This window comes from Burkholderia sp. AU28863 (assembly GCF_002223195.1).
In the GTDB taxonomy this organism is placed as follows: domain Bacteria; phylum Pseudomonadota; class Gammaproteobacteria; order Burkholderiales; family Burkholderiaceae; genus Burkholderia; species Burkholderia sola.
In genome coordinates, this window is the sequence record NZ_NKFE01000008.1 from 815369 (window position 1) to 838095 (window position 22727).

20 protein-coding genes are annotated in these 22727 nt (G+C 65.7%); 13 read left to right on the top strand and 7 right to left on the bottom strand.

All coding sequences use genetic code 11. The features are described 5' to 3' along the window. The first annotated feature begins 48 nt into the window (after window positions 1-48). Window positions 49-513 (top strand): GNAT family N-acetyltransferase, encoded by a 465-nt coding sequence (locus CFB81_RS33505; protein WP_069619886.1) that lies wholly within the window; start codon window positions 49-51, stop codon window positions 511-513. A gap of 747 nt (window positions 514-1260) precedes the next feature. Then, window positions 1261-2427 (top strand): porin, encoded by a 1167-nt coding sequence (locus CFB81_RS33510; RefSeq protein WP_069620111.1) that lies wholly within the window; start codon window positions 1261-1263, stop codon window positions 2425-2427. A gap of 73 nt (window positions 2428-2500) precedes the next feature. Here the strand turns inward: CFB81_RS33510 and CFB81_RS33515 are convergent, their stop codons facing one another. Further along, the gene (locus CFB81_RS33515; protein WP_089437998.1) at window positions 2501-3433 is read right to left on the bottom strand and encodes a LysR substrate-binding domain-containing protein; all 933 of its coding nucleotides are present in this window, start codon (window positions 3431-3433) and stop codon (window positions 2501-2503) included. Window positions 3434-3571: 138 nt separating this feature from the next. On the opposite strand from CFB81_RS33515, the gene CFB81_RS33520 reads away from it, so the two are divergent. Next, window positions 3572-4801 carry an MFS transporter gene (locus CFB81_RS33520; RefSeq protein WP_069619884.1) on the top strand — a complete coding sequence of 410 codons (1230 nt, stop codon included), beginning with the start codon at window positions 3572-3574 and terminating at the stop codon, window positions 4799-4801. Then, window positions 4788-5684, top strand: a complete 897-nt coding sequence (locus tag CFB81_RS33525) for an oxidoreductase (RefSeq protein ID WP_069619883.1) — start codon at window positions 4788-4790, stop codon at window positions 5682-5684. The genes CFB81_RS33520 and CFB81_RS33525 overlap by 14 nt, the downstream gene beginning before the upstream one ends. A gap of 125 nt (window positions 5685-5809) precedes the next feature. On the opposite strand, the gene CFB81_RS33530 is transcribed toward CFB81_RS33525, so the two are convergent. Further along, a complete protein-coding gene (locus CFB81_RS33530) occupies window positions 5810-6409 on the bottom strand; it encodes a DJ-1/PfpI family protein (protein ID WP_089437999.1) in 600 nt (199 codons plus the stop codon). Window positions 6410-6712: 303 nt separating this feature from the next. On the opposite strand from CFB81_RS33530, the gene CFB81_RS33535 reads away from it, so the two are divergent. Continuing rightward, window positions 6713-7870: a DUF4382 domain-containing protein gene (locus CFB81_RS33535; RefSeq protein WP_089438000.1), complete on the top strand. Its 1158-nt coding sequence runs from the start codon at window positions 6713-6715 to the stop codon at window positions 7868-7870. A gap of 302 nt (window positions 7871-8172) precedes the next feature. Here the strand turns inward: CFB81_RS33535 and CFB81_RS33545 are convergent, their stop codons facing one another. Genes CFB81_RS33545 through CFB81_RS33555 form a run of 3 tightly spaced genes read right to left on the bottom strand, consistent with a single transcriptional unit; the run spans window position 8173 to window position 10803 of the window. Then, window positions 8173-8634 (bottom strand): chromate resistance protein ChrB domain-containing protein, encoded by a 462-nt coding sequence (locus CFB81_RS33545; RefSeq protein WP_069619880.1) that lies wholly within the window; start codon window positions 8632-8634, stop codon window positions 8173-8175. A gap of 14 nt (window positions 8635-8648) precedes the next feature. Further along, window positions 8649-9821, bottom strand: a complete 1173-nt coding sequence (locus CFB81_RS33550; protein WP_069619879.1) for a chromate transporter — start codon at window positions 9819-9821, stop codon at window positions 8649-8651. Between the two features lie 19 nt (window positions 9822-9840). Beyond that, a complete protein-coding gene (locus CFB81_RS33555; RefSeq protein ID WP_089438183.1) occupies window positions 9841-10803 on the bottom strand; it encodes a chromate resistance protein ChrB domain-containing protein in 963 nt (320 codons plus the stop codon). Between the two features lie 297 nt (window positions 10804-11100). Here CFB81_RS33555 and CFB81_RS33560 point away from each other — a divergent pair, with 297 nt between their 5' ends. The 5 genes from CFB81_RS33560 (at window position 11101) to CFB81_RS33580 (ending at window position 12647) form a co-directional block, all read left to right on the top strand. After that, window positions 11101-11385: a hypothetical protein gene (locus CFB81_RS33560; protein WP_050013512.1), complete on the top strand. Its 285-nt coding sequence runs from the start codon at window positions 11101-11103 to the stop codon at window positions 11383-11385. Between the two features lie 257 nt (window positions 11386-11642). Then, window positions 11643-11927: a hypothetical protein gene (locus CFB81_RS33565; protein WP_069620109.1), complete on the top strand. Its 285-nt coding sequence runs from the start codon at window positions 11643-11645 to the stop codon at window positions 11925-11927. A gap of 46 nt (window positions 11928-11973) precedes the next feature. Next, complete coding sequence (locus CFB81_RS33570) at window positions 11974-12183, top strand: hypothetical protein (protein WP_069620108.1); 210 nt, start codon at window positions 11974-11976, stop codon at window positions 12181-12183. Between the two features lie 35 nt (window positions 12184-12218). Beyond that, complete coding sequence (gene rpsU / locus CFB81_RS33575) at window positions 12219-12431, top strand: 30S ribosomal protein S21 (RefSeq protein WP_069619878.1); 213 nt, start codon at window positions 12219-12221, stop codon at window positions 12429-12431. A 9-nt stretch (window positions 12432-12440) separates the two neighbouring features. Continuing rightward, entirely contained in the window at window positions 12441-12647 is a 207-nt protein-coding gene (locus CFB81_RS33580; RefSeq protein ID WP_069619877.1) for a hypothetical protein, read from the top strand. Here CFB81_RS33580 and CFB81_RS36355 read toward each other — a convergent pair. Then, on the bottom strand, window positions 12638-12985 hold the full coding sequence (locus CFB81_RS36355; protein ID WP_179236117.1) for a hypothetical protein: 348 nt from the start codon (window positions 12983-12985) through the stop codon (window positions 12638-12640). The genes CFB81_RS33580 and CFB81_RS36355 overlap by 10 nt on opposite strands. A 41-nt stretch (window positions 12986-13026) precedes the next feature. On the opposite strand from CFB81_RS36355, the gene CFB81_RS33585 reads away from it, so the two are divergent. The 3 genes from CFB81_RS33585 to CFB81_RS33600 all read left to right on the top strand — a co-directional run bounded on the left by CFB81_RS33585 (window position 13027) and on the right by CFB81_RS33600 (window position 16445). Next, the gene (locus CFB81_RS33585; protein WP_069619875.1) at window positions 13027-13761 is read left to right on the top strand and encodes an ABC transporter substrate-binding protein; all 735 of its coding nucleotides are present in this window, start codon (window positions 13027-13029) and stop codon (window positions 13759-13761) included. Window positions 13762-14182: 421 nt separating this feature from the next. Next, window positions 14183-15490, top strand: a complete 1308-nt coding sequence (locus tag CFB81_RS33595; RefSeq protein ID WP_089438002.1) for a dicarboxylate/amino acid:cation symporter — start codon at window positions 14183-14185, stop codon at window positions 15488-15490. A gap of 13 nt (window positions 15491-15503) precedes the next feature. Continuing rightward, complete coding sequence (locus tag CFB81_RS33600) at window positions 15504-16445, top strand: amino acid ABC transporter substrate-binding protein (RefSeq protein WP_089438003.1); 942 nt, start codon at window positions 15504-15506, stop codon at window positions 16443-16445. Window positions 16446-16535: 90 nt separating this feature from the next. On the opposite strand, the gene uvrA is transcribed toward CFB81_RS33600, so the two are convergent. Continuing rightward, window positions 16536-22430 (bottom strand): excinuclease ABC subunit UvrA, encoded by a 5895-nt coding sequence (gene uvrA, locus CFB81_RS33605; protein ID WP_089438004.1) that lies wholly within the window; start codon window positions 22428-22430, stop codon window positions 16536-16538. Between the last annotated feature and the right edge of the window lie 297 nt (window positions 22431-22727).

A 22727-nucleotide genomic window follows, 5' to 3' on the forward strand; every position in this document is an offset into this window, starting at 1 on the left:
AAAGAGAATTGGAAGAAAATCCGCGTTACGAAGAGAGCCGATAATTATATGACTTCACAAGATGTGCGCTTTACCATCTGTGCCGTCCGTGCGGAAGAAACCTATCCCCTCAGAGCCGCAATCCTGATGGCCGGAGATGAAGAGGGAAGCGCGTTACACGGAGATCACGCCCCCACGACGATGCACTTTGCCGTTCGTGACAACGACAGGATCGTTGCAGTGGCATCGGTGTGTAAAGAAGCACAATCCGGCGCTTTGAACACTGAAATGTGGCGCCTTCGCGGCATGGCCGTCGATCCGTCGGTACGCGGCCTGGGATTCGGACGCCTGCTGGTCAATCTGTCCATTCGCCATGTGCGCGAACAGCGTGGCGTCCTGCTCTGGTGCACGGCGCGCGAATCGGCATATCCATTCTATGAAATGCTCGGCTTTGAGCGGGACCCGATACCGATTTCAATGCATGGCCGCGACGACATGAAATTCTATTTAATGCAACGCCGGATCGAATGCTGAGTTTCGTCCGCGATTGACGTTCGATTGGAATCGGAGGCCGATGTCAGGCGCTGGCTGCCGACCCGGAAAACCGGTTCGCCCGGCGTCCGCATGAGCCGGTTCGCCCGCGTAAAACCCTCCGACGCACTGCGACATGCGAAAAACCCGCTGGCGGCCAATACGAACAGATACTCAACAATCGCCTTTTCCGTTTCGATTACTGCAATCCGGGAATAAATGGAACGATTACAACCGGTATTGCCTGATCGTCGCCCGTCGTGGCCGGCCTCTTGAAGCCGGTGATTGCTCCCCACCCCACCCAATCCGAATTCGCTTGCCGTAGTCGAGATCATCAGCGTGATGGCGCGGATCGCGATAACACGTCGCCTTCGTGCCGGCGCTTGTAAGGGAAATCCCGTAAGGCGCCCCGCAATCAGACGAGATTAACTTATATCAAACAAATTTTGACCAGAATTTATGTTCCTGATATGGTCTTTGCACTTGCAAAGTGCGGCCAGGCCGTATTGGCGCCCGCCGCCAGCGGCTGAACCGGACGCTTGGCCAGTCCGCAAGGATGGCCGATGCGACAACCGAGCAAGGGAAATTGTAAGGACCACGAAGTGAGCTGATCTCGCATGCCGATTTGGCGAACATGACGGTGGCCATCGCGACCGAGACGACGCGCAGGCCATGCACCGTCCGCTGCATCCGGATACGACAAAAGCCGTTTCACCCCATCCCGAAACTACTCCTGACCGTGAAATGCAGATGAAAAACAAAAAAATCAACATCAGCGTTATCGCTGTTGCCGCCTTCGCAGCATCTTCGGCAGCAATGGCACAGTCGTCGATCACCCTGTATGGCATGCTCGATGCAGGTATCGGTTACACGTCGAACATCAATGGCCACAGCAGGTACGGCCTCGATGGCGGCGCCGCGGGTTCGAACAAGTGGGGCCTCAGAGGGCAGGAGGATCTCGGTGGCGGCCTCCAGGCGGTATTCAAGATCGAGAATGGTTTCAACATCGGGACAGGCGGCATAGGCGGCCAGGGGCCGATCGGTTCCACGCGTTCGCTGTTCAACCGCCAGGCTTACGTGGGCCTTGCGTCCAATCAGTACGGCGCGTTGCGCATGGGGCGCCAACTCGACGCCGTGACGGAAATGGTTCAGGTCCTGACGGGTGACGCCATTTCGGCGTCGACCTTCTCGACGCCAGGCGACGTCGACAACAACGACAACACGACGAACCAGAACAACGCGGTGAAGTACATTTCGCCGATCATCCACGGCTTCCAGGCCGAAGCCGCGTACTCGTTCGGCGGCGTGGCCGGTGCAACGGGTTCGGGGCAATCGTGGTCGGCGGCCGCGACCTACGCTCAAGGTGGCCTGACGGTCGCCGGCGGCTACTTCCGTGCGGCCAACCAGGGCGAGAACGGATGGTTGAACGCAACGGCGCAACCGAGCTTCGGTGGCGCGCTCGGCTATCCGAGTTCGGGCTACAACGGCGGCAATGCATTCAAGAGCGCGGGCATCGCGCAAGTCGCCGCGCAATACGAGGTGGGGCCGTATACGGCCGGCCTGCGCTACTCGAACGCCCAGTACAAGGGCAACGACGGCCAGCCGTCGATCCACTTCAACGTGCTTGGTGCGCTGCTGCAGTACCGCGTCACGCCGGCGCTGTCGCTGGCGACCGGCTACACGTATGTCTACGGTTCCGCAGCCACGCCCACGCAAGCCGCCGAAGGTCGCACGATGGCCTCGATCAACCAGGTGTCATTGGGTGCAACGTACTCGCTGTCGAAGAGCACCGCGCTGTATGCGATGGGCGCCTACGTGCATGCGAAGGGTGCGCAGGCTTCCGCTGCGGACTTCGGCAACACCTCGTCGGGCGGCAACCAGGTTCAGGTCAACATCGGCATGTTCCACGGCTTCTGATCGCCGACTCGCGACACCGGAGCAGTGGCGGCATGGCTCCGGTGTCGTACCTCGCCCGGCCTGATCGGCGAACCTAGCCGCCCTCCTGACTCGCCATGCCTTCCATCCACGCCTCGAACGCGGACACGGCCGCATCGTCGGCGCGATCGACATTCGTCACCAGCATGTAGTCGTCCGCACGCCAGACGGGCGATGCGATGGGACACACGAGGCGCCCTTCGGCAAGATCGCGCCCGATCAGCGGCAGCGATGCCAGCGCCACGCCGAGCCCCTCGATCGCCGCGCCAAGCTGAAGATTCACATGATCGAATTCGACATGGCGCGCCGCTCGCAGATCGGGCGCGCCCGCTTCCTTCAACCAGTGCGACCACGCGGCACGCGTCGTGGCCGAATGCAGCAGCGTGTGATGACGCAGATCGGTCACGCTCTGTATCGGATGCCGGCGCAGCACGGCGGGATTGCAAGCCGGCATACGCGGGTCGGGCATCAACGGACGCGAGACGACGCCCGCGCCTTGCTCGGAACCGGAGCGAACGCCGATATCGAAAGCGTCGGCGACATAGCGCAGCTTGCGCGACGTCGTCGATACCCTGACGTCGATGTCGGGGTACCGCGAATGGAAATCGGCGAGCCGCGGCAGCAGCCAGCACAGCGCAAAGCTCATCGGCACATTCACCCGCACGACGCCCGATATCCGGTGCGCGAACGGGTTGTGGCGCAGCCGCACCACCGCGGTACCGAGGCGCTCGAACGCGTGGCTGACGTCGTTCAGCAACGCGGCTCCTTCGTCGGTCAGCACGACGCCACGCGGACGGCGGTCGAACAACGGCAGGCCGAACCAGTCTTCCAGCAACCTGATCTGTTTTCCGACGGCCCAGTGGGTGACATGCAGTTCCGCCGCGGCTCCGGCGAAGCTGCCGTGCCGCGCGACCGCATCGAAAGCGCGCAGCGCATTGAGCGGAGGCAACTCGTCCCGGTGCTTCGAAGCACCTCGGCTTTCGTCCATGACGTGACTTTTTCTCTCTGTTGACGGGATTTTAGCTCAATTGAAATGGGTGGCGCCCCGGTCATAGAATTGACGCGTCGAGCCTGAAAACCATACCGCGAGCGCCTTTCATTCACCGCTCGTACGGAGAGAATGACAATGCGCTTGCCCGTTTTTTCCCCTCCCGTCGTGCGGGAAACTGCACCGTCGAGGCCGCGCGTGCTGTGGCTATCCTGCGTTGCGCACGCCATACACGATGGCTATACGGACATGATCTACGCGCTGCTACCCGTGTGGCAGTCGGAATTCGGGCTCGACTTTGCGGCCCTGGCTATCCTGCGCGGCGTCTATGCGGGCACGATGGCGACGCTGCAGTTGTCCGCGGGGCGTGTCGCGCAACGTCTGGGCAGCGGCGCGACGCTCGCAATCGGTACGCTGCTCGCCGCGCTCGGCTATGCGATCGCGGGCATGTCGGGTGGCCTGCTCGGGCTGGGCGTCGCGCTCGCGATCTCGGGCGGCGGCTCCAGCACGCAGCATCCGATCGCGTCGGGCGCCGTCTCCCGTGTCTACGGGCGCGACGCGAGAGGCCCGCTGAGCATCTACAACTTTTCCGGCGATCTGGGGAAATCCGCGCTGCCGGCCGCCATTTCGCTGCTCGTGACCATGATGCCGTGGCGTCATGCGCTATGGATCGTCGCCGGGCTGGGCTGCGTCGTAGCCGCCGGCATCGCGCTCTGGTTTCCCGCCGTGCCCCGCGCCGCCGCGCAGGCAACGGCAAAAGAGCAAACGTCCGCTCGACACAGTGGCACCGGCGGAAGCGGATTCTCCGCGCTGTTTTCCATCGGCGTGCTCGATACGGCCGTACGCATGGGACTGCTTACCTTCCTGCCTTTCCTGCTGAAGGCAAAGGGCGTTTCGCCGCAACTGCTGGGAACGGCGCTTGCACTCGTTTTCATTGGCGGTGCGGCCGGCAAATTCACGTGCGGCTGGCTCGGCGCGCGCATGGGGACGGTGAGGACGGTGCTGCTCACCGAGGGCGGTACGGCGGCGTGCATCGTCGCGGTGATATATCTTCCGTTGACGCTTACCATGGTGCTGCTGCCGATTCTGGGCATGATGCTCAACGGCACGTCGTCGGTACTGTACGGAACCGTCCCGGAGATGTCCGCACCCGAGCGCACCGAGCGCGCATTCGCGATTTTCTATACCGGCACGATCGCATCGGGCGCGATCTCGCCCGTTCTCTACGGTTTCCTGGGCGACAGGATCGGTGTGCACGGCGCCACGTATGCGACCGCGTTGACCGCGCTGGCGATCTTTCCGCTCGCGCTCGCACTGCGCCCGCATCTGACAGACCACTCACAGGATGAACGCCATGACGAAGCCTGACTACCCGAGCGTCGCCCTCGTCGGTCCCGGCGCAATCGGAACGACCGTCGCCGCCGCCCTTCATGAAGCCGGCCGCACGCCGGTGATCTGCGGCCGCTCGGCGCACGAGCAGTTGACGTTGCGCTTCGACGGCGGCGAGATCGTCGTGCCCGGGCCCGTGCTGACCGATCCGCAAGCCGTCCACGACCGGTTCGATCTCGTGTTCGTTGCGGTCAAGTCGACGCAGATCGCGAGCGCGGCACCGTGGGTCTCCGCGCTATGCGACGCGAATACCGTCGTCTGCGTGCTGCAAAACGGCGTCGAGCAGAAAGCCGCCTTCGCACCGTACGCGGCCGGCGCCACGATCGTGCCGTCGGTCGTCTGGTTTCCCGCGCAACGCGAATCGGGCACGTCGGTGTGGCTGCGGGGCAAGCCCCGGCTCACCCTGCCCGATACGCCGGCGAGCGACGTGGTGGTCTCGGCTTTGCGTGGCACGCGGTGCTCGCCCGAGGTGGCGGAGGATTTCATCTCGCTCGCGTGGCGAAAGCTGTTGCAGAACGCCGTGGCGGGGCTCATGGTACTGACCGGTCGCCGCGCCGGCATGTTCGCGCGAAGCGACATCACCGACCTGTCGCTCGCGTACTTGCGGGAATGTCTCGAGGTCGCGCGTGCGGAGGGTGCGAAGCTGGGCGATGAAGTGCCGCAGGAGATCGTCGACGGATTCCACGGCTTTCCGCCCGATTTGGGGACGTCGATTCTTGCCGACCGGCAGGGCAACCGTCCGCTCGAATGGGACTGCCGGAATGGCGTCATACAGCGATACGGACGAACGCACGGCATTCCGACGCCGATCAGCGATCTGGTCGTGCCGCTTCTCGCGGCCGCGAGCGATGGTCCGGGCTAATGGCGAGGCACGCTCCATCGAGCGCGATTCGCGTGAACCCGTGCTGGAGACGACGCCGGTGACGAACGGCACGGCGGCCCGTCAGTTCGCCGGTCGCGGCTCGCCGCGATGGATTGACTGTCGAGCTAGGGCAAGTAGGGTTTGAGGTTCGCCAGCGCGCGGGAAACATACTCGTCCTTCTCCCCGACTGGCGCGACGTAGTGCAGCGCGCCGCGCGCGGCGTCCTCACCTTCCAGCCGCGCAATGAGCCACGCGGCCAGATACGGCGAAGCCAGGCAGCCACCCGCCGTGGCGACGTTACCTTGAGCAAAGAACGGCTGATTCAGGACGTCGACGCCCGCCTCGATCACCCACGGTTTGGTCGTGAGATCGGTGCACGCCGGGACTTTGCCGAGCAAACCGAGCTTCGCCAGAACCAACGTGCCCGAACATTGCGCGCCGATGAGCTGGCGCGCGGGGTCGAACTTCAACTGCGCCATCAGCACCGCGTCGTTGACGATTTCCCGGGTTTGAATACCGCTCCCGATGATGACGGCATCGGCCGTGCAAGCGTCCGCCAACGTCGACTGCGCATGCACGGTGACTCCGTTCATCGACGTGACGGCAGGCTCGGGGCAACAGAGGGTGACCCGCCAGCCGGGCTTCCTGATCCGATTGAGCACGCCGAGCGCAATGAGCGAGTCGAGCTCGTTGAAGCCCTGGAAGGTTACGATCGCGATGTGCATGGGATACCCTGTCTCCAGTCGGTGGACGCATCTTGCCAGATTGCCGTCACGAAGGGCCCTCCCTTACCGACAACTCAGTGTTACAGCCGGCAAAGCTGGCGATAACGTATGACGAAAGGGATTGCGCCGTACGACGCAATCGCCTTCGCCACCCGCCCGGCGTGCGCCGAAGCGACATCCATGCCGGCCAAGATTTACCGATCGAACAAATAGTTACCGTTCGTTTCAAAGTTACCCAGATAGTGAGCTGCGGCCCGGCTATTCTTCCGTCACCCACAATAACGATCCCACTGGGGGTGACATATGAACAACATGATCAAGAGCGCCCTGTGCGCTGCCTTCGTACCATTCATTCTCGCCGGTTGCGGCGGCGGCGACGACGGTGGCGGCACGCAAACCGGCACGCTGCACGTCGCAATGACGGATGCGCCATCGTGCGGCTTCGACCACGTGTACGTCACCGTCTCGCAAGTCCGCGTCAACGCCAACCCGAACGCCAATGACAACGACGCCGGCTGGTCGACCGTTTCCCTCGCGACGCCGCAGAAGATCGACCTGCTGTCGCTGACCAACGGCGTGCTCGCCGATCTCGGCCAGACCGCACTGCCAGCCGGCCAGTATCAGCAAGTCCGGCTGGTGCTCGCGCAGAACCAGGGCAACACCCTCGCCAACTCGGTCGTCCCGACGGGCGGCACGGAGCAGGCGCTCGCCACGCCGAGCGCGACCCAAAGCGGCTACAAGATCATCCAGCCGTTCACGGTCCAGCCCAACACGCTCGTCGATCTCGTGCTCGACTTCAACGCATGCAAGTCGATCGTCCAGCGCGGCAACGGCTCGTACGCACTGAAACCCGTCGTCACCGCGATCCCGACCGTCGTGAGCGGCGCGATCTCCGGTTACGTCGCATCCGCCGAAGCCGGCGCGACCGTCTATGCCGAACAAGGCGGCAAGGTCGTCCGCGGCACGGTGGCCGACAGTTCCGGGAAGTTCGTGCTGTCGCCGCTGATCCAGAGCTCGACGCAGGGCAACTACGATGTCGTGATCGTGCAGAACAACTTCGCGTCGGGCATCGTCCGCTCGGTTCCGGTGGTCGTGAACACGACCACGGCGGTGTCGGCGTCGAGCGCACCGATCACGCTGCCGGCCTCGACGATGAGCACCGTCAGCGGTACGGTCACGGCCAGCGCGAACGCCTTCGTGCGCGCGCTGCAGACGATCGACGCGAACGCCTACGAGATCACGTCGATCAACGCGAACATGGACACCGGCGCCTATGCGCTGTCCGTGCCCGCGGCTGCGCCGATCGTCGGCACTTACTCGGGCTCGCTGCCGGTCGCGCTGGCCGCAGCGCCGGCCGCCGCAGGCCAATATACGATCGAGGCCGACGCGGCATCGGGCGCGACCCAGTCGGCGAACGTCAACGCAACGACCAGTCAGTCCAACGTCAACTTCAGTTTCTGACGCGCTGACCGCATCATCGAAAGGGCCGAACGGCCCTTTCCTATCAACGGGAGAACGAAGTGAAAAAAGGGGTAATCGCAGTGCTCGCAGCGGCGAGCATGGTCGGCGCGCTCGGCGGGTGCGTCGCCTATGTTCCGGGCCCACCGGTCGTGGTCGCGCCGCAAGGCGGGCCGGGGAACGGATTCTGTCCGCCGGGACAGGCCAAGAAAGGCAACTGTTGACGAAATGCCCGCGCATCGCGGGCATTTTTCATCTGTCGACGGAGCCGGACGGTTCGACGAATCTCCCCGTTCTCCGCGTCGTCACTCCGCCATCCTCGGCGGCCACGCATGGCCTTCGGCCTGACAATGCCTGCACCACGCATATAGCGCGTCGTACATGACGAGACCGTGCTCCAACATCGCGTGATCGTCGGCAAACATGTCCGACAGTCCGAGCGAAATCGCATAAAGGCCGCTCGACTGCGGCGTCAGGTCGAGCCGCGACGTATCCGCGCCGCGAATGATGCGGGCCATGTGCTGCAACGCCCGATCGTCAGCCAGACCATACTTGTCGAGAAACGCGTCGAAGCTGCATTGCTCGCCGACGTGCGTCAATTCCACCCCCGGAATGTCGTACGGAATCGCGCCGGTCTCGTCGGCGATCCGCAGCACGTCGCCCGGCGGGACATACAGAAATTCGGGCGTCTCGTCGATAAAACGGGCAATGAGCCAGGGGCACGCTACCCGGTCGATTTTCGGACGTTGTCGCGTAATCCATTGCATGGCGGCCTCCACGATCAGTGATGCAACAGCGGGTACACGATCAGGCCGATCACGGCGGCCCCGCCGACGACCACCGGCTCCGACAGCTTCTTGAACCTGACCAGCAGCACGATCGTCGCGAGCGCCATCAACGCGGTGGGCACGTCGACGATCGAACGCCGCGCTAGCACGATCACCGACCCGGTGATCGCGCCGACGGCGGCGGCCGTCACGCCGTCGACGAATGCCAGGATCGCCGGCAGCCTGCCGTACTTCTTGAAGTACGGCGCCGGCAACACCGTGAACAGATAGCACGGCAGAAACGTGCCGGCCGCCGCCACGCACGCGCCCGGCAGTCCCGCCACCAGATAGCCGATGAATCCGACCGTGATGACCACCGGGCCCGGCGTGATCATCGCGACCGCCACGGCGTCGACGAACTGCTTCTCGTTGAGCCAATGGTGCTCGGTGACGACGCCACCATAGAGGAACGGCACGATGGCGAGCCCCGAGCCGAACACGAACGCGCCGGCCTTCGCAAAGAACACGGCGAGTTGCGCGAGCTGCGGCCAGTCGACGATACCGAGCCATGCGCCGGTGGCGGACACGGGCAACGCCACGGCGGCATTGACGCGCCGCTGGCGCAACCACCTCGGCGGCGCGCGCGTGAACCAGACGAGCAGGCCCGCCGCGAGAAACAGCCACGCCACTTCGGATTCGGTGATCACCGTCACGGCGACCAGCGCGAGGTAGATCGCCCAAAGGAGCTTGTCGCGACCGATGCTCTTCACGGTCAGCTTGCGCGCGCTGATCGCGATGATGCCGATCACCGCCGCGCCGACGCCATAGAACACCGACTGCATCCACGTCAGGCCGCCGAATCGCGTGTACGCATAGCCGAGCAGCACGACCATCAGAAACGACGGCAGCACGAACGCGATCCCGACCATCGTGGCGCCGACGATCCGGTAGTGCACGTAGCCGAGATAGATCGCCAGTTGCGCGGCAAGCGGGCCGGGGGCCAGCTGCGCGAGCGCCAGGCCTTCCTTGTAGTCCGCGTCCGCGATCCAGCGGCGCGTGTCCACGAGATCCCGATGCATGTAGCCGGCCAGCGCGACGGGCCCGCCGAAACCCGTCGCGCCGAGCCACGCGAAGTACAGGATCAGTTGCCACAGCGTATAGGCCGGACGGTCGCGATGTGTATTCATGTCGAGGCGGGCAGCGAGGTCAGGGTTTGCGGTTGCCGCGGAAATGCACGTACAACGAATCGAGTACCGCGCCGATCTCCATCAGCAACGCATCGTCGTCAGCCAGACGCTTGCGGGCGCCGGCGAGAATGGCCTCGAATCCGCCGGCTTCCGGCACGGTCGCGCCGCCCACGTCCAGCGCATGCACCATGGCCCCCAGCCGGACGAGTCCGTCGTCGTCGCCGAGCCCGAAGCTCGCGACCAGGACCTCGAACGACACGCGATCGCCCACGTGCGTGAACGGAGCGCCGTCGAAATCGAAGCCGAGCGCATCAGCCGGACAATCGGCGAGGTTGTCCAGCCACACGAAACGCGCATGCGGATCGATGAAACGCCGAATCAGCCACGCGCTGGCAACGCGATCGACCCACAGGTGACGGCGCGTCGCCCACAGCCTGCCCTGATACTGCGCGGGGTCGCGACGGGGAATGCCGCGTTGAGCGGCATGCGGCTCGCCGGGAGAGCGCCGCGCTTCGATCGCGGCGGTGAAATCCCGCCATTGCGCGTGCGCGCGCAGCGACGTTTCACCGGGAAAGAAATCGATGCTTCGAATGGCCTCGTACGTGCGCGCGTGGCGGCGTTGCAGGCGATTGAGATCGGCTGCCGTCAGGTCGGGCAGCGTCTTGCGGGCCTCCGAAAGCTCGGCCAGCCAGTCTGCGTAATCGCCCGCGCGATCGAACAGCGACTTGTACGCTGCTTCGTCCGCGGGATCGTCCGCACGGACATCCAGCAGCCACGCGTGGCCGTCGCCGTTACGCGCGTCGTCGGCCAGCTCGCGCAACTGCGCCGCCTGCTCGGCATGCGCCGGCAACAGGTAGGCACCGTCGCGCAACGCGCCGCAGCCGAGCGCCTTGACGGTACGCCAGATGCGCATGCGGGCAGTCGCGCCGGAGGTCGGCAGACTGACGATCAACAGGAGCCAGGGCGTCGGGGCGGGATTCATGACGGCAGCATAATGGGCCGTCACGAGCACTGCAATTCAGTAGATATCGCTACAACGCTTCCGCGACAGGCCGTTCCACTCGACGCGTGGAGCGCGCGCTCCACCTGACGGCCGGATCGCCTCGTCGCCGGACCGACGCCGCGGGACATCGTTACGATATCCTGCGAATCGAGCGGTTCAACGCATAAACTGAAAGCACGACACGGCGAATTCCCGTCGCGCCATCGCACGCTTTCGCCGATACCGTTCCGAATGCAGCCGGACGGCAAACGCAGGCCCACACATGAAACCGCGCCAATGACAATCGATCCCGGCTCCATTCCTTACTATCTCGTCCTTCGGGCCGGTTGGCCACCCTATGTGTTGAACGCGGATCGTCAAGTGCTGCGCCGCCAGGCGAGCCCGCTCTTGCTGGCATTCGCGCGCACGCGCGGCGCGATCGCCCATGTCGACGACAGCGCGTGGAACGTCTTCTCCGACAGCGAGGGGCTCACGGTAGTCGAACGTCGCGAGACCGGGTTCTTTTCGCTGGTCGCGGGAAACGAGACTGAACGTCAGTTGCAGTTGCTGACGACGCTCTGACGCCGGCGCCGCGCGTGCCGCCGTGCCTGCGCCGCCTGGAATAAATCGACCGCTCGGCAGACGATGCGCGTATGATGGGTCCATCCGCGCGATCAGCCGTCCTTTGACCGTTCGCCCCTCCACCCACCCGCTTGCTGCATCGCCCCTCCTTCGCGCTGCAACGTTGTCCCCTTCACCCATCGGCCCCCCATAACGGGAATACTGGCCGGATGTGTTCGCCCATGCGACTCGTCGTGGCCGAACGCCAGGAGTTCGTCATGAGCATGCACGTCTATCGTGGATTCGAGATTTATCCACTCATCTATCCTCACGTGCCGGCGCTGAACGGCTGCCCGCATAACTACGACGCCGGATTCGACGCGGCGGTCAAGATTTGCCTGCGCGGCACCACCGATACGCTGACGCAGAGCCAGACCTTCAGATTGGGCGACGCATCGCCATTCGACAACGCCGGCGACGCGCGTCGAGCGTCGGTGCGCTATGCCGAGAACATCATCGACGACAATCGCGGCAAACAGGGATTCTTCGCCAGCGCGTGCTGACGCGGCTCGTCAATGCATACACCTTTTCGGTACTTTGGAGGTCGAAATGATCATCGACGAACTGCTCGGCTTGATCAGCCGGCGTGAAGTCACCCGGATCGACACCGCCGTGCCGGCCGGAATCGCCGATTCTGCGATGTGCCATCAACCCGAGCTGCACATGTTCATGGCGGTCCGTGCGCTATCGATCGGCGCAGGCTATTCGGAATTCGAATCCGACGAGATAGCCAGCGCCGTCATGACACGGCTCGGCTAGCTTTCCGTTCCCCCCTCTTTCCAGACAGGATCTACATGACGACAATCACGCCGAAGCTGAACGAACCGATCGATGTCACGCTGCGGCGATTCCGGCGCGACATCGAGAAAATCGGGCTGATTCGCGAGCTGCGCAGCCGCACGAGCTACGAGAAGCCGACGACGGAGCGCAAGCGGAAAAAAGCCAGCGCCGTTGCCCGACAGCGCTTGCAGGCGAAGCGCCTGTTGCCGCCCCGAAAAATGTACTAGGCGTACCTCGTGTACGACATGCCGGCCGAGGCGCCACCGTTCTTCCCGCTGACCAAATGCGAAGTCGATTTCGATCGGGAGAACGACATGGTGACACTGCTGCCGAGCTTCTATGCCTTCGGTTGCGAGTACACCAGCCGCGGGTTGCTGATCGGGCGCAGCGATGCACTCAAACTGATTGCCGCGATCGAGAAGGCGCTCAGCATTCAGGAGTGAGCCGACAGCGGCGCGGCAGCCCGCTCGTCGGATTGCCGCCGTCGATGTCCGGCATCGTCAGCCAGTCGCCGCGCGCGAGAATCCCCAGCCCGATACGCGCCGCCGACAGAAGCGTTGTCGTTGCCGATCATGCTGCCGCGCGCCTTGATCGCATGTGGCTGGCCGTCCAGCGTCAGCTTCCACTCCGGACACGTGTGCAGCCCCGTGACAGGGATGCAGCGGCCGCCCATGAAGGCCGCGTGCCGACTCAACGTCTCGTCGTCTCCACCCAGGCACGCCCGCAACACGCGGTCTACGACGTCCGGTGATAAGCTCGGCATCGACGCGCTGTCGCGCATCCCGTCACCCGACCGACCCCACGCCTCCCGCGAGTCCGCCCATGCCCATCGCTCCTGCTGTCGTCGCCGCCTTCACCCCCACCGGCAAGCTCCGCGCCTCGATCAACCTCGGCAATCCGATCCTCGCGAACCGCGACCCGGCAACGGGCGAACCGTTCGGCGTATCGATCGACCTCGCCCGTGCATTCGCCGAGCGCCTGTCGGCCGACCTCGAACTCGTGGTGTTCGACACGGCCGGCAAATCGGTGCAGGCGCTGACCGACGAGCGCGCCGATTTCGGCTTCTTCGCGGTCGATCCGCTGCGCGGCGAAACGGTCGCGTTCACCGCGCCGTACGTGCTGATCGAAGGCTTCTATCTCGTGCCGGACGCATCGCCGATCCGCACCAACGCGGACGTCGACCAGCCGCACAACCGCGTGGCCGTCGGCAAGGGCAGCGCGTACGACCTGTTCCTCACCCGCGAACTGAAGGCCGCGCAGATCGTGCGCGCGCCGACGTCGCAGGCCGTCGTGCCGACGTTCGTCGAGCAGCAGCTGGAAGTGGCGGCCGGCGTGAAGCAGCAGCTCGAAACCGACGCCGCGAAAACGCCTGGCCTGCGCCTGCTCGACGAGCGCTTCATGGTGATCCGGCAGGCGATGGGCGTGCCGAAGAGTCGAGGCGACGCGGCCGCGGCGGCACTGAGCGCCTTCGTCGAGGAAATGAAGGCGTCGGGCTTCGTCGCCGATTCGCTGCGCCGGCACCGCATCACGGGCGCATCGGTCGCGCCGGCGGGCTGATCGAGAATCGCGGGCCGTCACGCCGAATGCGTCCGTTCGCTGGCCGCCGGGATCGTCCGGCTCGCGGCGCAAGCGGGCGATTTCAGCACGCACCTGCCCGATCCCAGCGCGCGTGACGCGTGCAACATCGCGGCAACGCAGCATCGCTCGCCGATCGGCGCCGGACGGGCGCACATGGCGCGGCGGCGCAGGTCATGCCGATCCGACGGCCGCCGAACAAGCGATGTGCTGCTCCGCAACAAACCGGTAGCCGGTTGCGTCGGCTTCGGGCACGAAGCGCCACCGGCGCCATCGCCATCGCCCGATCGGCCGTGACCCGGCGCTAGCGCAAACCCGAACCCGGTTGCACTGTTCATCGCGATTCTGGTCCTGTATCGTCGTCCCATCCCCGATTGCGAAACCGCTGCATGGGAGGCTTACGATGCGAAAAAAGAATGCTGCAGCCGTCTGGATCCTGATCGCGATGGTGGCAGGCATCGCGATCGGCTACATGGTCTTCACGAGCTTTCCGGACAAGAAGGCCGCCGCCGAAATCGCCGGGTACATCTCGCTCGTCTCCGACGTGTTCCTGCGGCTGATCAAGATGGTGATCGGGCCGCTCGTCTTCTCCACGCTGGTGGTCGGCATCGCGCACATGGGCGACGCGGCCTCGGTCGGACGCGTGTTCGCGAAAGCGTTCGGCTGGTTCGTCACCGCATCGCTGGTCTCGCTGCTGCTCGGGCTGCTGATGGCGAACCTGCTGCGGCCCGGCGACAATCTCGGCTTGCCGCTGCCGGACATCGGCGCATCGGCGAACCTCGCGACGTCCAAGTTCACGTTGAAGGATTTCGTCGGCCACATGGTGCCGAAGTCATTCGCCGAGGCGATGGCGAACAACGAAATCCTGCAGATCGTCGTGTTCTCGATGTTCTTCGGCGTCGCGCTCGCCGCGCTTGGCGAGCGCGGCAAAATCCTCATCGCCGCGATCGACCAGTTGTCGCACGTGATGCTCAAGATCACCGGCTACGTGATGAAGCTCGCGCCGCTCGCGGTGATGGCCGCGATGGCCGCGACCGTCGCGGTCAACGGGCTGTCGGTGCTGCTGAAGTTCGCGGTGTTCATGGGCGACTTCTACGTCAGCCTGTTCCTGCTCTGGGCATTGCTCGTGTGTGCCGGGCTGTTGTTCCTCGGCCGTCGCGTGTTCAAGCTGCTGGTGCTGATCAAGGAAGCGTTCATGCTGTCGTTCGCGACGGCCAGTTCCGAAGCCGCGTACCCGAAGATCCTCGACGCGCTCGACCGCTTCGGCGTGAAGCGCAAGATTTCGAGCTTCGTGATGCCGATGGGCTACTCGTTCAACCTCGACGGCTCGATGATGTACTGCACGTTCGCGTCGCTGTTCATCGCACAGGCGTACAACATCCACCTGTCGCTCGGCACGCAGATCACGATGCTGCTGGTGCTGATGCTCACGTCGAAGGGGATGGCCGGCGTGCCGCGCGCGTCGCTCGTCGTGATCGCGGCCACGCTGCATCAGTTCGGGCTGCCGGAGGCCGGGCTGCTGCTGATTCTCGGCGTCGACACGTTCCTCGACATGGGCCGCTCGGCCACCAATGCGGTCGGCAATTCGATCGCGAGCGCGGTGGTCGCGAAATGGGAAGGCCAGCTGCTGTCGGAAGCGGAAGCCGAAGCCAACGCGGCGCGCATCGAAGCGGAACTGGAAGCGACGATCGCCCATCCGACCGAAGTCTGACGGAGGCCCGGCGATGAAGATGCAGCGATTCTGGCGTGCGCTCGCGCTCGCGGGCCTGCTTGCCGCGGGCGCGACCGCGCACGCGGAAGATGCACCCTCGACGCCGCCGCGCGTCGAGCCGTTCGCGCCGGCCCAATTGACCGGCACGCTCGCGAAGGTGCGCGGCAGCGGCACGATCTCGCTCGGCTATCGCGACGCGTCGATACCGTTCTCGTACCTGAACGCGCGCAACCAGCCGATCGGCTATTCGATCGAGCTGTGCAAGGCGCTCGTGTCGTCGATCGAGGATGCGATCAACCAGAGCCTCACGATCCGCTGGGTGCCGGTCACGTCCGACAACCGCATCGACGCGGTGGTCAGCGGGAAGGTCGATCTGGAATGCGGCTCCACGACCAGCAACCTCGAGCGCCAGAAGCGCGTGGCGTTCTCGCCGATCTTCTTCGTGGCCGGCACGAAAGTGATGGTGAAACGCGGCGCGCCGATCCGCTCGTTCCGCGATCTCGCGGGCAGGAAAGTCGCGGTGACGGCCGGTACGACCAACGAGAAGGCGCTGCGCGACCTGAACGAGCGGTTCAGGCTCGGGATCCAGTTACAGGTGGTGCCCGATCATGCGCAAGGCTTCGCGCTCGTCGCGAACGGCAGCGCCGATGCGTTCGCGACGGACGACGTGCTGCTGTACGGCCTGATCGCCGAGAATGCGGGCAAGGGCGGCCAGTACGACGTGGTGGGCGATTTTCTGTCCTACGACCCGTACGGCATCATGTTCCGCAAGGACGATCCGCAGCTCGCGCAGGTCGTGAAAAGCACGTTCCAGGAACTGGCCGCCGACGGCGAGATCGCACGTCAGTACAAGCGCTGGTTTCTGCGCCCGCTTCCGTCGGGCTTGAGTCTCAACCTGCCGATGAGCCCGCAACTGGAGACCATCATCGAGGCGATCGGCGTCAACGGGAATTGAGCGCGGCGCCATCGTCGACATGAACTGACGAAACGAGAACGGCCCCGATGCCTCGCCAGGCACCGGGGCCGCTCGCCGGATGCAACGCGGTCAGCCGACCCGCGCCGCGCCCTGCTGCACCGCTTCGGCGCCTTCGCTGGCCGTTCGCGCCAGCACCGGCTTCAGCGCCTGCCCGGTATGGCTCGCGCTCACCTTCGCGAGCGCTTCCGGCGGCGCCGCCGCGACGATCGTGCCGCCGCCCACGCCGCCTTCCGGGCCGAGATCGATGATCCAGTCGGCTTCCGCGATCACGTCGAGGTCGTGCTCGATCACGACGACGCTATGCCCCGCATCGACCAGCCGGTGCAGCACGCGAATCAGCTTCGCGACGTCGGCCATGTGCAGGCCGACCGTCGGCTCGTCGAGCACGTACAGCGTGTGCGGCGCCTTCTGGCCGCGGCGCGTGATGTCGTCGCGCACCTTCGTCAGCTCGGTGACGAGCTTGATGCGCTGCGCCTCGCCGCCGGACAGCGTCGGCGACGGCTGGCCGAGCGTCAGGTAGCCGAGCCCGACATCCTTCATCAGTTGCAGCGGATGTGCGATGTTCGAGATCGGCGCGAAGAACGCCACCGCCTCGTCGATCTCCATCGTCAGCACGTCGCCGATATTCCGGCCGCGCCACGTGACCGCGAGCGTTTCCGGATTGAAACGCTGCCCGTGGCACACGTCGCACGGCACCTTCACGTCGGGCAGGAAGCTCATGCCGATCGTGCGCACGCCTTGCCCTTCGCAGGCCGGGCAGCGCCCGTCGCCGGTGTTGAACGAGAAACGCGACGCCGTATAGCCGCGGGCGCGCGCTTCGAGCGTATCGGCGAACAGCTTGCGGATCGTGTCCCACACGCCGATATAGGTCGCCGGGCACGAACGCGGCGTCTTGCCGATCGGCGTCTGATCGACTTCGAGCACGCGGTCGATCTGCTCCCAGCCGCTCAGCGACTCGCAGCCCTGCCACGCATGCGTGACGTTCAGCGACGGCCGCGGTGCGCTGCGCGCGAGCACGCTCGAGCGGCGGTTGGCAGCCGGCGCGTCCTGCTGCGCGGCCTTGCGCGCACGCCGCGTGGCGGGCGACGACAGCACCGAGCGGCCGACCGCGTCGAGCAGGTTCGTCATCAGTACGTCGCGCGCGAGCGTCGACTTGCCCGAGCCGCTGACGCCCGTCACCGCGACGAGCCGCGCGAGCGGAATGCCGACCGTCACGTCGCGCAGGTTGTGCAGCTTGGCGCCATGCACGGTCAGCCACGCTTCCGGCACGGCTTCACCGCCCTTCTTGCCCGGCAGGCTCACGCTGCGGCGCGGCTGCAACGGGTGCAGCATCGGCTGCGCGAGCAGACGTCCCGTCACCGAATCCGGCTGCGCGGCGAGATCGGCGACCGCGCCTTGCGCGACCAGCGTGCCGCCGCGCTTGCCGGCGCCCGGGCCGACGTCGATGATGTGATCCGCGCGGCGGATCGTGTCCTCGTCATGCTCGACGACGACCAGCGTATTGCCCTTGTCGCCGAGCTTGCGCAATGCGTCGAGCAGGATCTGGTTGTCGCGCGGATGCAGGCCGATCGTCGGCTCGTCGAGCACGTAGCACACGCCCTGCAGGTTGCTGCCGAGCTGCGCGGCCAGCCGGATCCGCTGCGCTTCGCCGCCCGACAGGCTCGGCGCCGCGCGGTCGAGGCTCAGGTAGCCGAGCCCGACTTCCTCGAGAAACGCGAGGCGGCTGCCGATCTCGCTGACGATGTCGCGCGCGATCTGCGCGTCGCGCCCGATGAGTTCGAGCGCGTCGATCCAGCGACGCGTGTCCGACACCGTCCACTGCGCGACCTCGACGATCGGATGCGCGTCGAACGTGACCGCGCGCGCGGACGGGTTCAGCCGCGTGCCGTGGCAATCCGGGCACGGCTCGTTGCCGACGCCTTCCGGCTCCTGCTCGTCCGACGGCAAGGTTTGCTCGCGGCCGCGATCGTCGCCGGCGAGCACCGTGTCGTCGTATGCGGCGCGCTGTTCGCGCGTGAGCGTGACGCCGGTGCCGACGCAGGTCGTGCACCAGCCGTGCTTGCTGTTGTACGAGAACATCCGCGGGTCGAGTTCCGGATAGCTCGTGCCGCACACCGGGCACGCGCGCTTGACCGACAGCACCTTGACCGCGCCGACCTGCGCGGTCGAACGATCGTTCTGCATCGCGTGGTGCAGCCCGTCGAGCGGCGCGAGCAGGTGCATCACGCCCTTGCCGAGCTCAAGCGTCTCGTCGAGCCTGCGCCGCAACTCGGCCTCGTTGTCCGGCGACACGACGATATCGGCTACCGGCAATTCGATCGTGTGCTCGCGGAAGCGGTCAAGCTTCGGCCACGGGTCGACCGTGACGAATTCGCCGTCGACGCGCAGATGTGTGCTGCCGCGCGCCTTCGCCCACTTCGCGAGATCCGTATACACGCCCTTGCGGTTGACGACGAGCGGCGCGAGCAGCCCGACGTGTTCGCCGCGATGATCGCGCAGCAGTTGCGCGGCGATCGATTCGACGGATTGCGACGTGACCGGCGTGCCGTCGTGAATGCAGTGCTGCAGGCCGAGCTTCACGTACAGCAGCCGCAGGAAGTGCCACACCTCGGACGTGGTCGCGACCGTGCTCTTGCGGCCGCCGCGCGACAGCCGCTGCTCGATCGCGACGGTCGGCGGAATGCCGTACACCGCGTCGACCTCGGGGCGCCCGGCCGGCTGCACGATCGAGCGCGCATACGCGTTCAGCGATTCGAGGTAGCGGCGCTGGCCTTCGTGGAACAGGATGTCGAACGCGAGCGTCGACTTGCCGGACCCCGACACGCCGGTGATCACGTTGAACTTGCCGTGCGGGATGTCGACGTCGAGCGACTTCAGGTTGTGCTCGCGTGCATTGACGATGCGCACGACGTCCTCGCCTTCGATCGCACGGCGCGCGCGCGCCGCGTTCAGCACGGCCTGCAGCGGCACGCCTTCGTCGGCGCGCCCTGCTTCGCCGTCCATCTCGCGGTCATACTGCAGCAGCGCCACGCCGGTATGCGATTCGGCGCACGCCTTCACGTCGTCGGGCGTGCCCGCGCACAGCACGAGACCGCCGCCGTCACCGCCTTCCGGGCCGAGATCGATCAGCCAGTCGGCCGCGCGGATCACGTCGAGGTTGTGCTCGATCACGATCAGCGAATGGCCGGCCGTGAGTAGCTTGCCGAACGCCTGCATCAGCTTCGCGATGTCGTCGAAGTGCAGCCCGGTGGTCGGCTCGTCGAACATGAACAACTTCGCGCGTGCGATGCGCGCCTCTTCCGTCGCGACCCGGCGCCCGTTGGCCGCCGCCGCCGACTCCGCAAGGAAGCCGGCGAGCTTCAGGCGCTGCGCTTCGCCGCCCGACAGCGTCGGCACCGGCTGGCCGAGCTTCACGTATTCGAGGCCGACGTCGACGATCGGCTGCAACACACGCAGCACCTCGGCATCGGTCGCGAAGAACGCGGCTGCTTCGCTGACGGTGAGATCGAGCACGTCGGCGATGTTCAGCGCGCGGCCGTCGCGCTCGATGCGCACTTCCAGAATCTCTGCACGATAGCGGCTGCCGTCGCAGTCCGGGCAGCGCAGGTAGACGTCGCTCAGGAACTGCATTTCGATATGTTCGAAGCCCGAGCCGCCGCAGGTCGGGCAACGGCCGTCGCCCGAGTTGAAGCTGAACGTGCCCGCGCCGTAGCCGCGCTGCAGCGCGAGCGGCGCCTTCGCGAACAGCTTGCGGATTTCGTCGAACGCGCCGACGTAGCTCGCCGGGTTCGAGCGCGTGGTCTTGCCGATCGGCGACTGGTCGACGAACACGACGTCGCCGACCTGATCGGCGCCCGTGAGGCTGCGGTACGCGCCCGGCGATTCGGTCGCCTTGCCGTGGTGCCGCGCCATCGCCGGATACAGCACGTCCTGCAGCAGCGTGGATTTGCCGGAGCCGGACACGCCCGTCACGCATACGAGCCGCTGCAGCGGAATCTCGACCGTCACGTCGCGCAGGTTGTGCTCGGTCGCGCCCTCGAGCACGATGCGCGGCGTGTTCGCGTCGACCGGACGACGCGCCCAGTTCGACGCATGCGCGACTTGCTTGCGGCCGCCGAGATACTCGCCCGTCAGCGTGTGCGCCGAACGGATGTCGCCGGGCGTGCCGTCGTACACGATCGTGCCGCCGCGCTCGCCCGGGCCGGGCCCCATGTCGATCAATCGATCGGCCGCGAGCATCACCGACGGATCGTGCTCGACGACGACCAGCGTATTGCCCGCATCGCGCAGCCGTTGCATCGCCTCGACGATCCGCGTGAGATCGCGCGGATGCAGCCCGATGCTCGGCTCGTCGAGCACGAACAGGGTTTTCGTGAGCGACGTGCCCAGCGCGGTCGTCAGGTTGATCCGCTGCACCTCGCCGCCCGACAGCGTGCGGCTTTGCCGGTCGAGCGTCAGGTAGCCGAGCCCGACGTCGCACAGGTATTTCAGGCGCGTGCGCACCTCGGCGAGCAGCAGCTTCAATGCATCGTCGAGCAGCGCGCTCGGCAGCACGATGTCGTCGAAGAAGCGCCGGATGCGCTCGATCGGCAACAGCATCAGGTCGTGCACCGTCAGGCCCGGCAGCGCTTCGAGCTGCGCGCGGCTCCAGTCGACGCCGCGCGGCATGAAGCGATCGGCCGGCGCGAGCACCGCGTCGGCGTTTTCCTTCGAGCCGAGCCGCCATTGCAGCGATTCCGTCTTCAGGCGCGCGCCGCCGCACACGTCGCACGGCGTGTAGCTGCGGTATTTCGACAGCAGCACGCGGATGTGCATCTTGTACGCTTTCGATTCGAGGTAGCCGAAGAAGCGCTTCACGCCGTACCACTGGCTCTGCCACTTGCCGTTCCAGTCGGGCGAGCCGTTGACGACCCAGTCGCGCTCGGCGTCCGTCAGCTCGGACCACGCCACGTCGCGCCGGATGCCGGCCTTCGCCGCGTAGCGCATCAGGTCGTCCTGGCACTCTTTCCACGCGGGCGTCTGCATCGGCTTGATCGCGCCGCCGCGCAGCGTCTTGCGCGCGTCGGGAATCACGAGGCCGAGATCGACGCCGATCACGCGGCCGAAGCCGCGGCAGGTTTCGCACGCGCCGTATGCGGAGTTGAACGAGAACAGCGCCGCTTGCGGCTCCGCGTAGCGCAAGTCGCTGTCGGGGTCGTGCAGCCCGGTGGAGAAACGCCAGATCACCGGCTCCGCCACCGCGTTTTCCGCTTCGGGCGCGAGCACATACACGTTCACGCGGCCACCGCCGCGCTTCAGCGACGCCTCGATCGCCTCGACCACGCGCACCTTGTCGGCCTGTTGCACGCGGAAGCGGTCGGCCACCACGTCGAGCAGCTTGCGCGGCCCGGTGGGCGACGCGACTTCGCGCTGCGCCTGCACGCGCGTGTAGCCGCTTGCCGACAGCCACTGCGCGATCTCCTCGTCGGACACCGCTTCCGGCAATTCGACCGGGAACGTGACGACGACGCGCGGATCGTCCGCCTGCGTGCGCGCGACGAGCTCCGCGTAGATCGTTTCTGGCGTGTCGTGCCGCACCTGCCGCGCGGTCTTGCGGTCGAACAGCTCGGCCGCGCGCGCGTAGAGCAGCTTCAGATGGTCGTTCAGCTCGGTCATCGTGCCGACGGTCGAGCGCGAACTGCGGACCGGGTTGGTCTGGTCGATCGCGATCGCGGGCGGCACGCCGTCGACGCGTTCGACCTGCGGGCGATCCATCCGGTCGAGGAACTGCCGCGCATACGCGCTGAAGGTTTCGACGTAGCGCCGCTGGCCTTCCGCGTACAGCGTGTCGAACACGAGACTCGACTTGCCGGAGCCCGACGGGCCCGTCACGACCGTCATTTCGCCGGTGCGCAGGTCGAGATCGAGGTTCTTGAGGTTGTGCTGACGTGCTCCGCGAATGCGGATCAGATTGCTGGATGACAATTTGCCTGCCCGTCTGAATGAGTTAGCCGGAATTCACGGTGCCGGAACGCTGCGGCGGATGCCCGCAGGCGCGGCGCACGGGCCGCAAGGGTTGGACCTGTGCGGCTCGAGTTCGACGGATACTATACTGTATATTCATACAGTTTTCCATTACCGCTACGACACGGCGAAATGGTCATGCGGTCGCACGCGCCATTGTCTGTCCGCTGGCCCGAAACCGCACTTCTTTATCTGAAAGCACGCGCCGGGCAAGTAAAAAATTCTGGAAATAAAAGCGGTTCCGTCTCTTTTTACCTA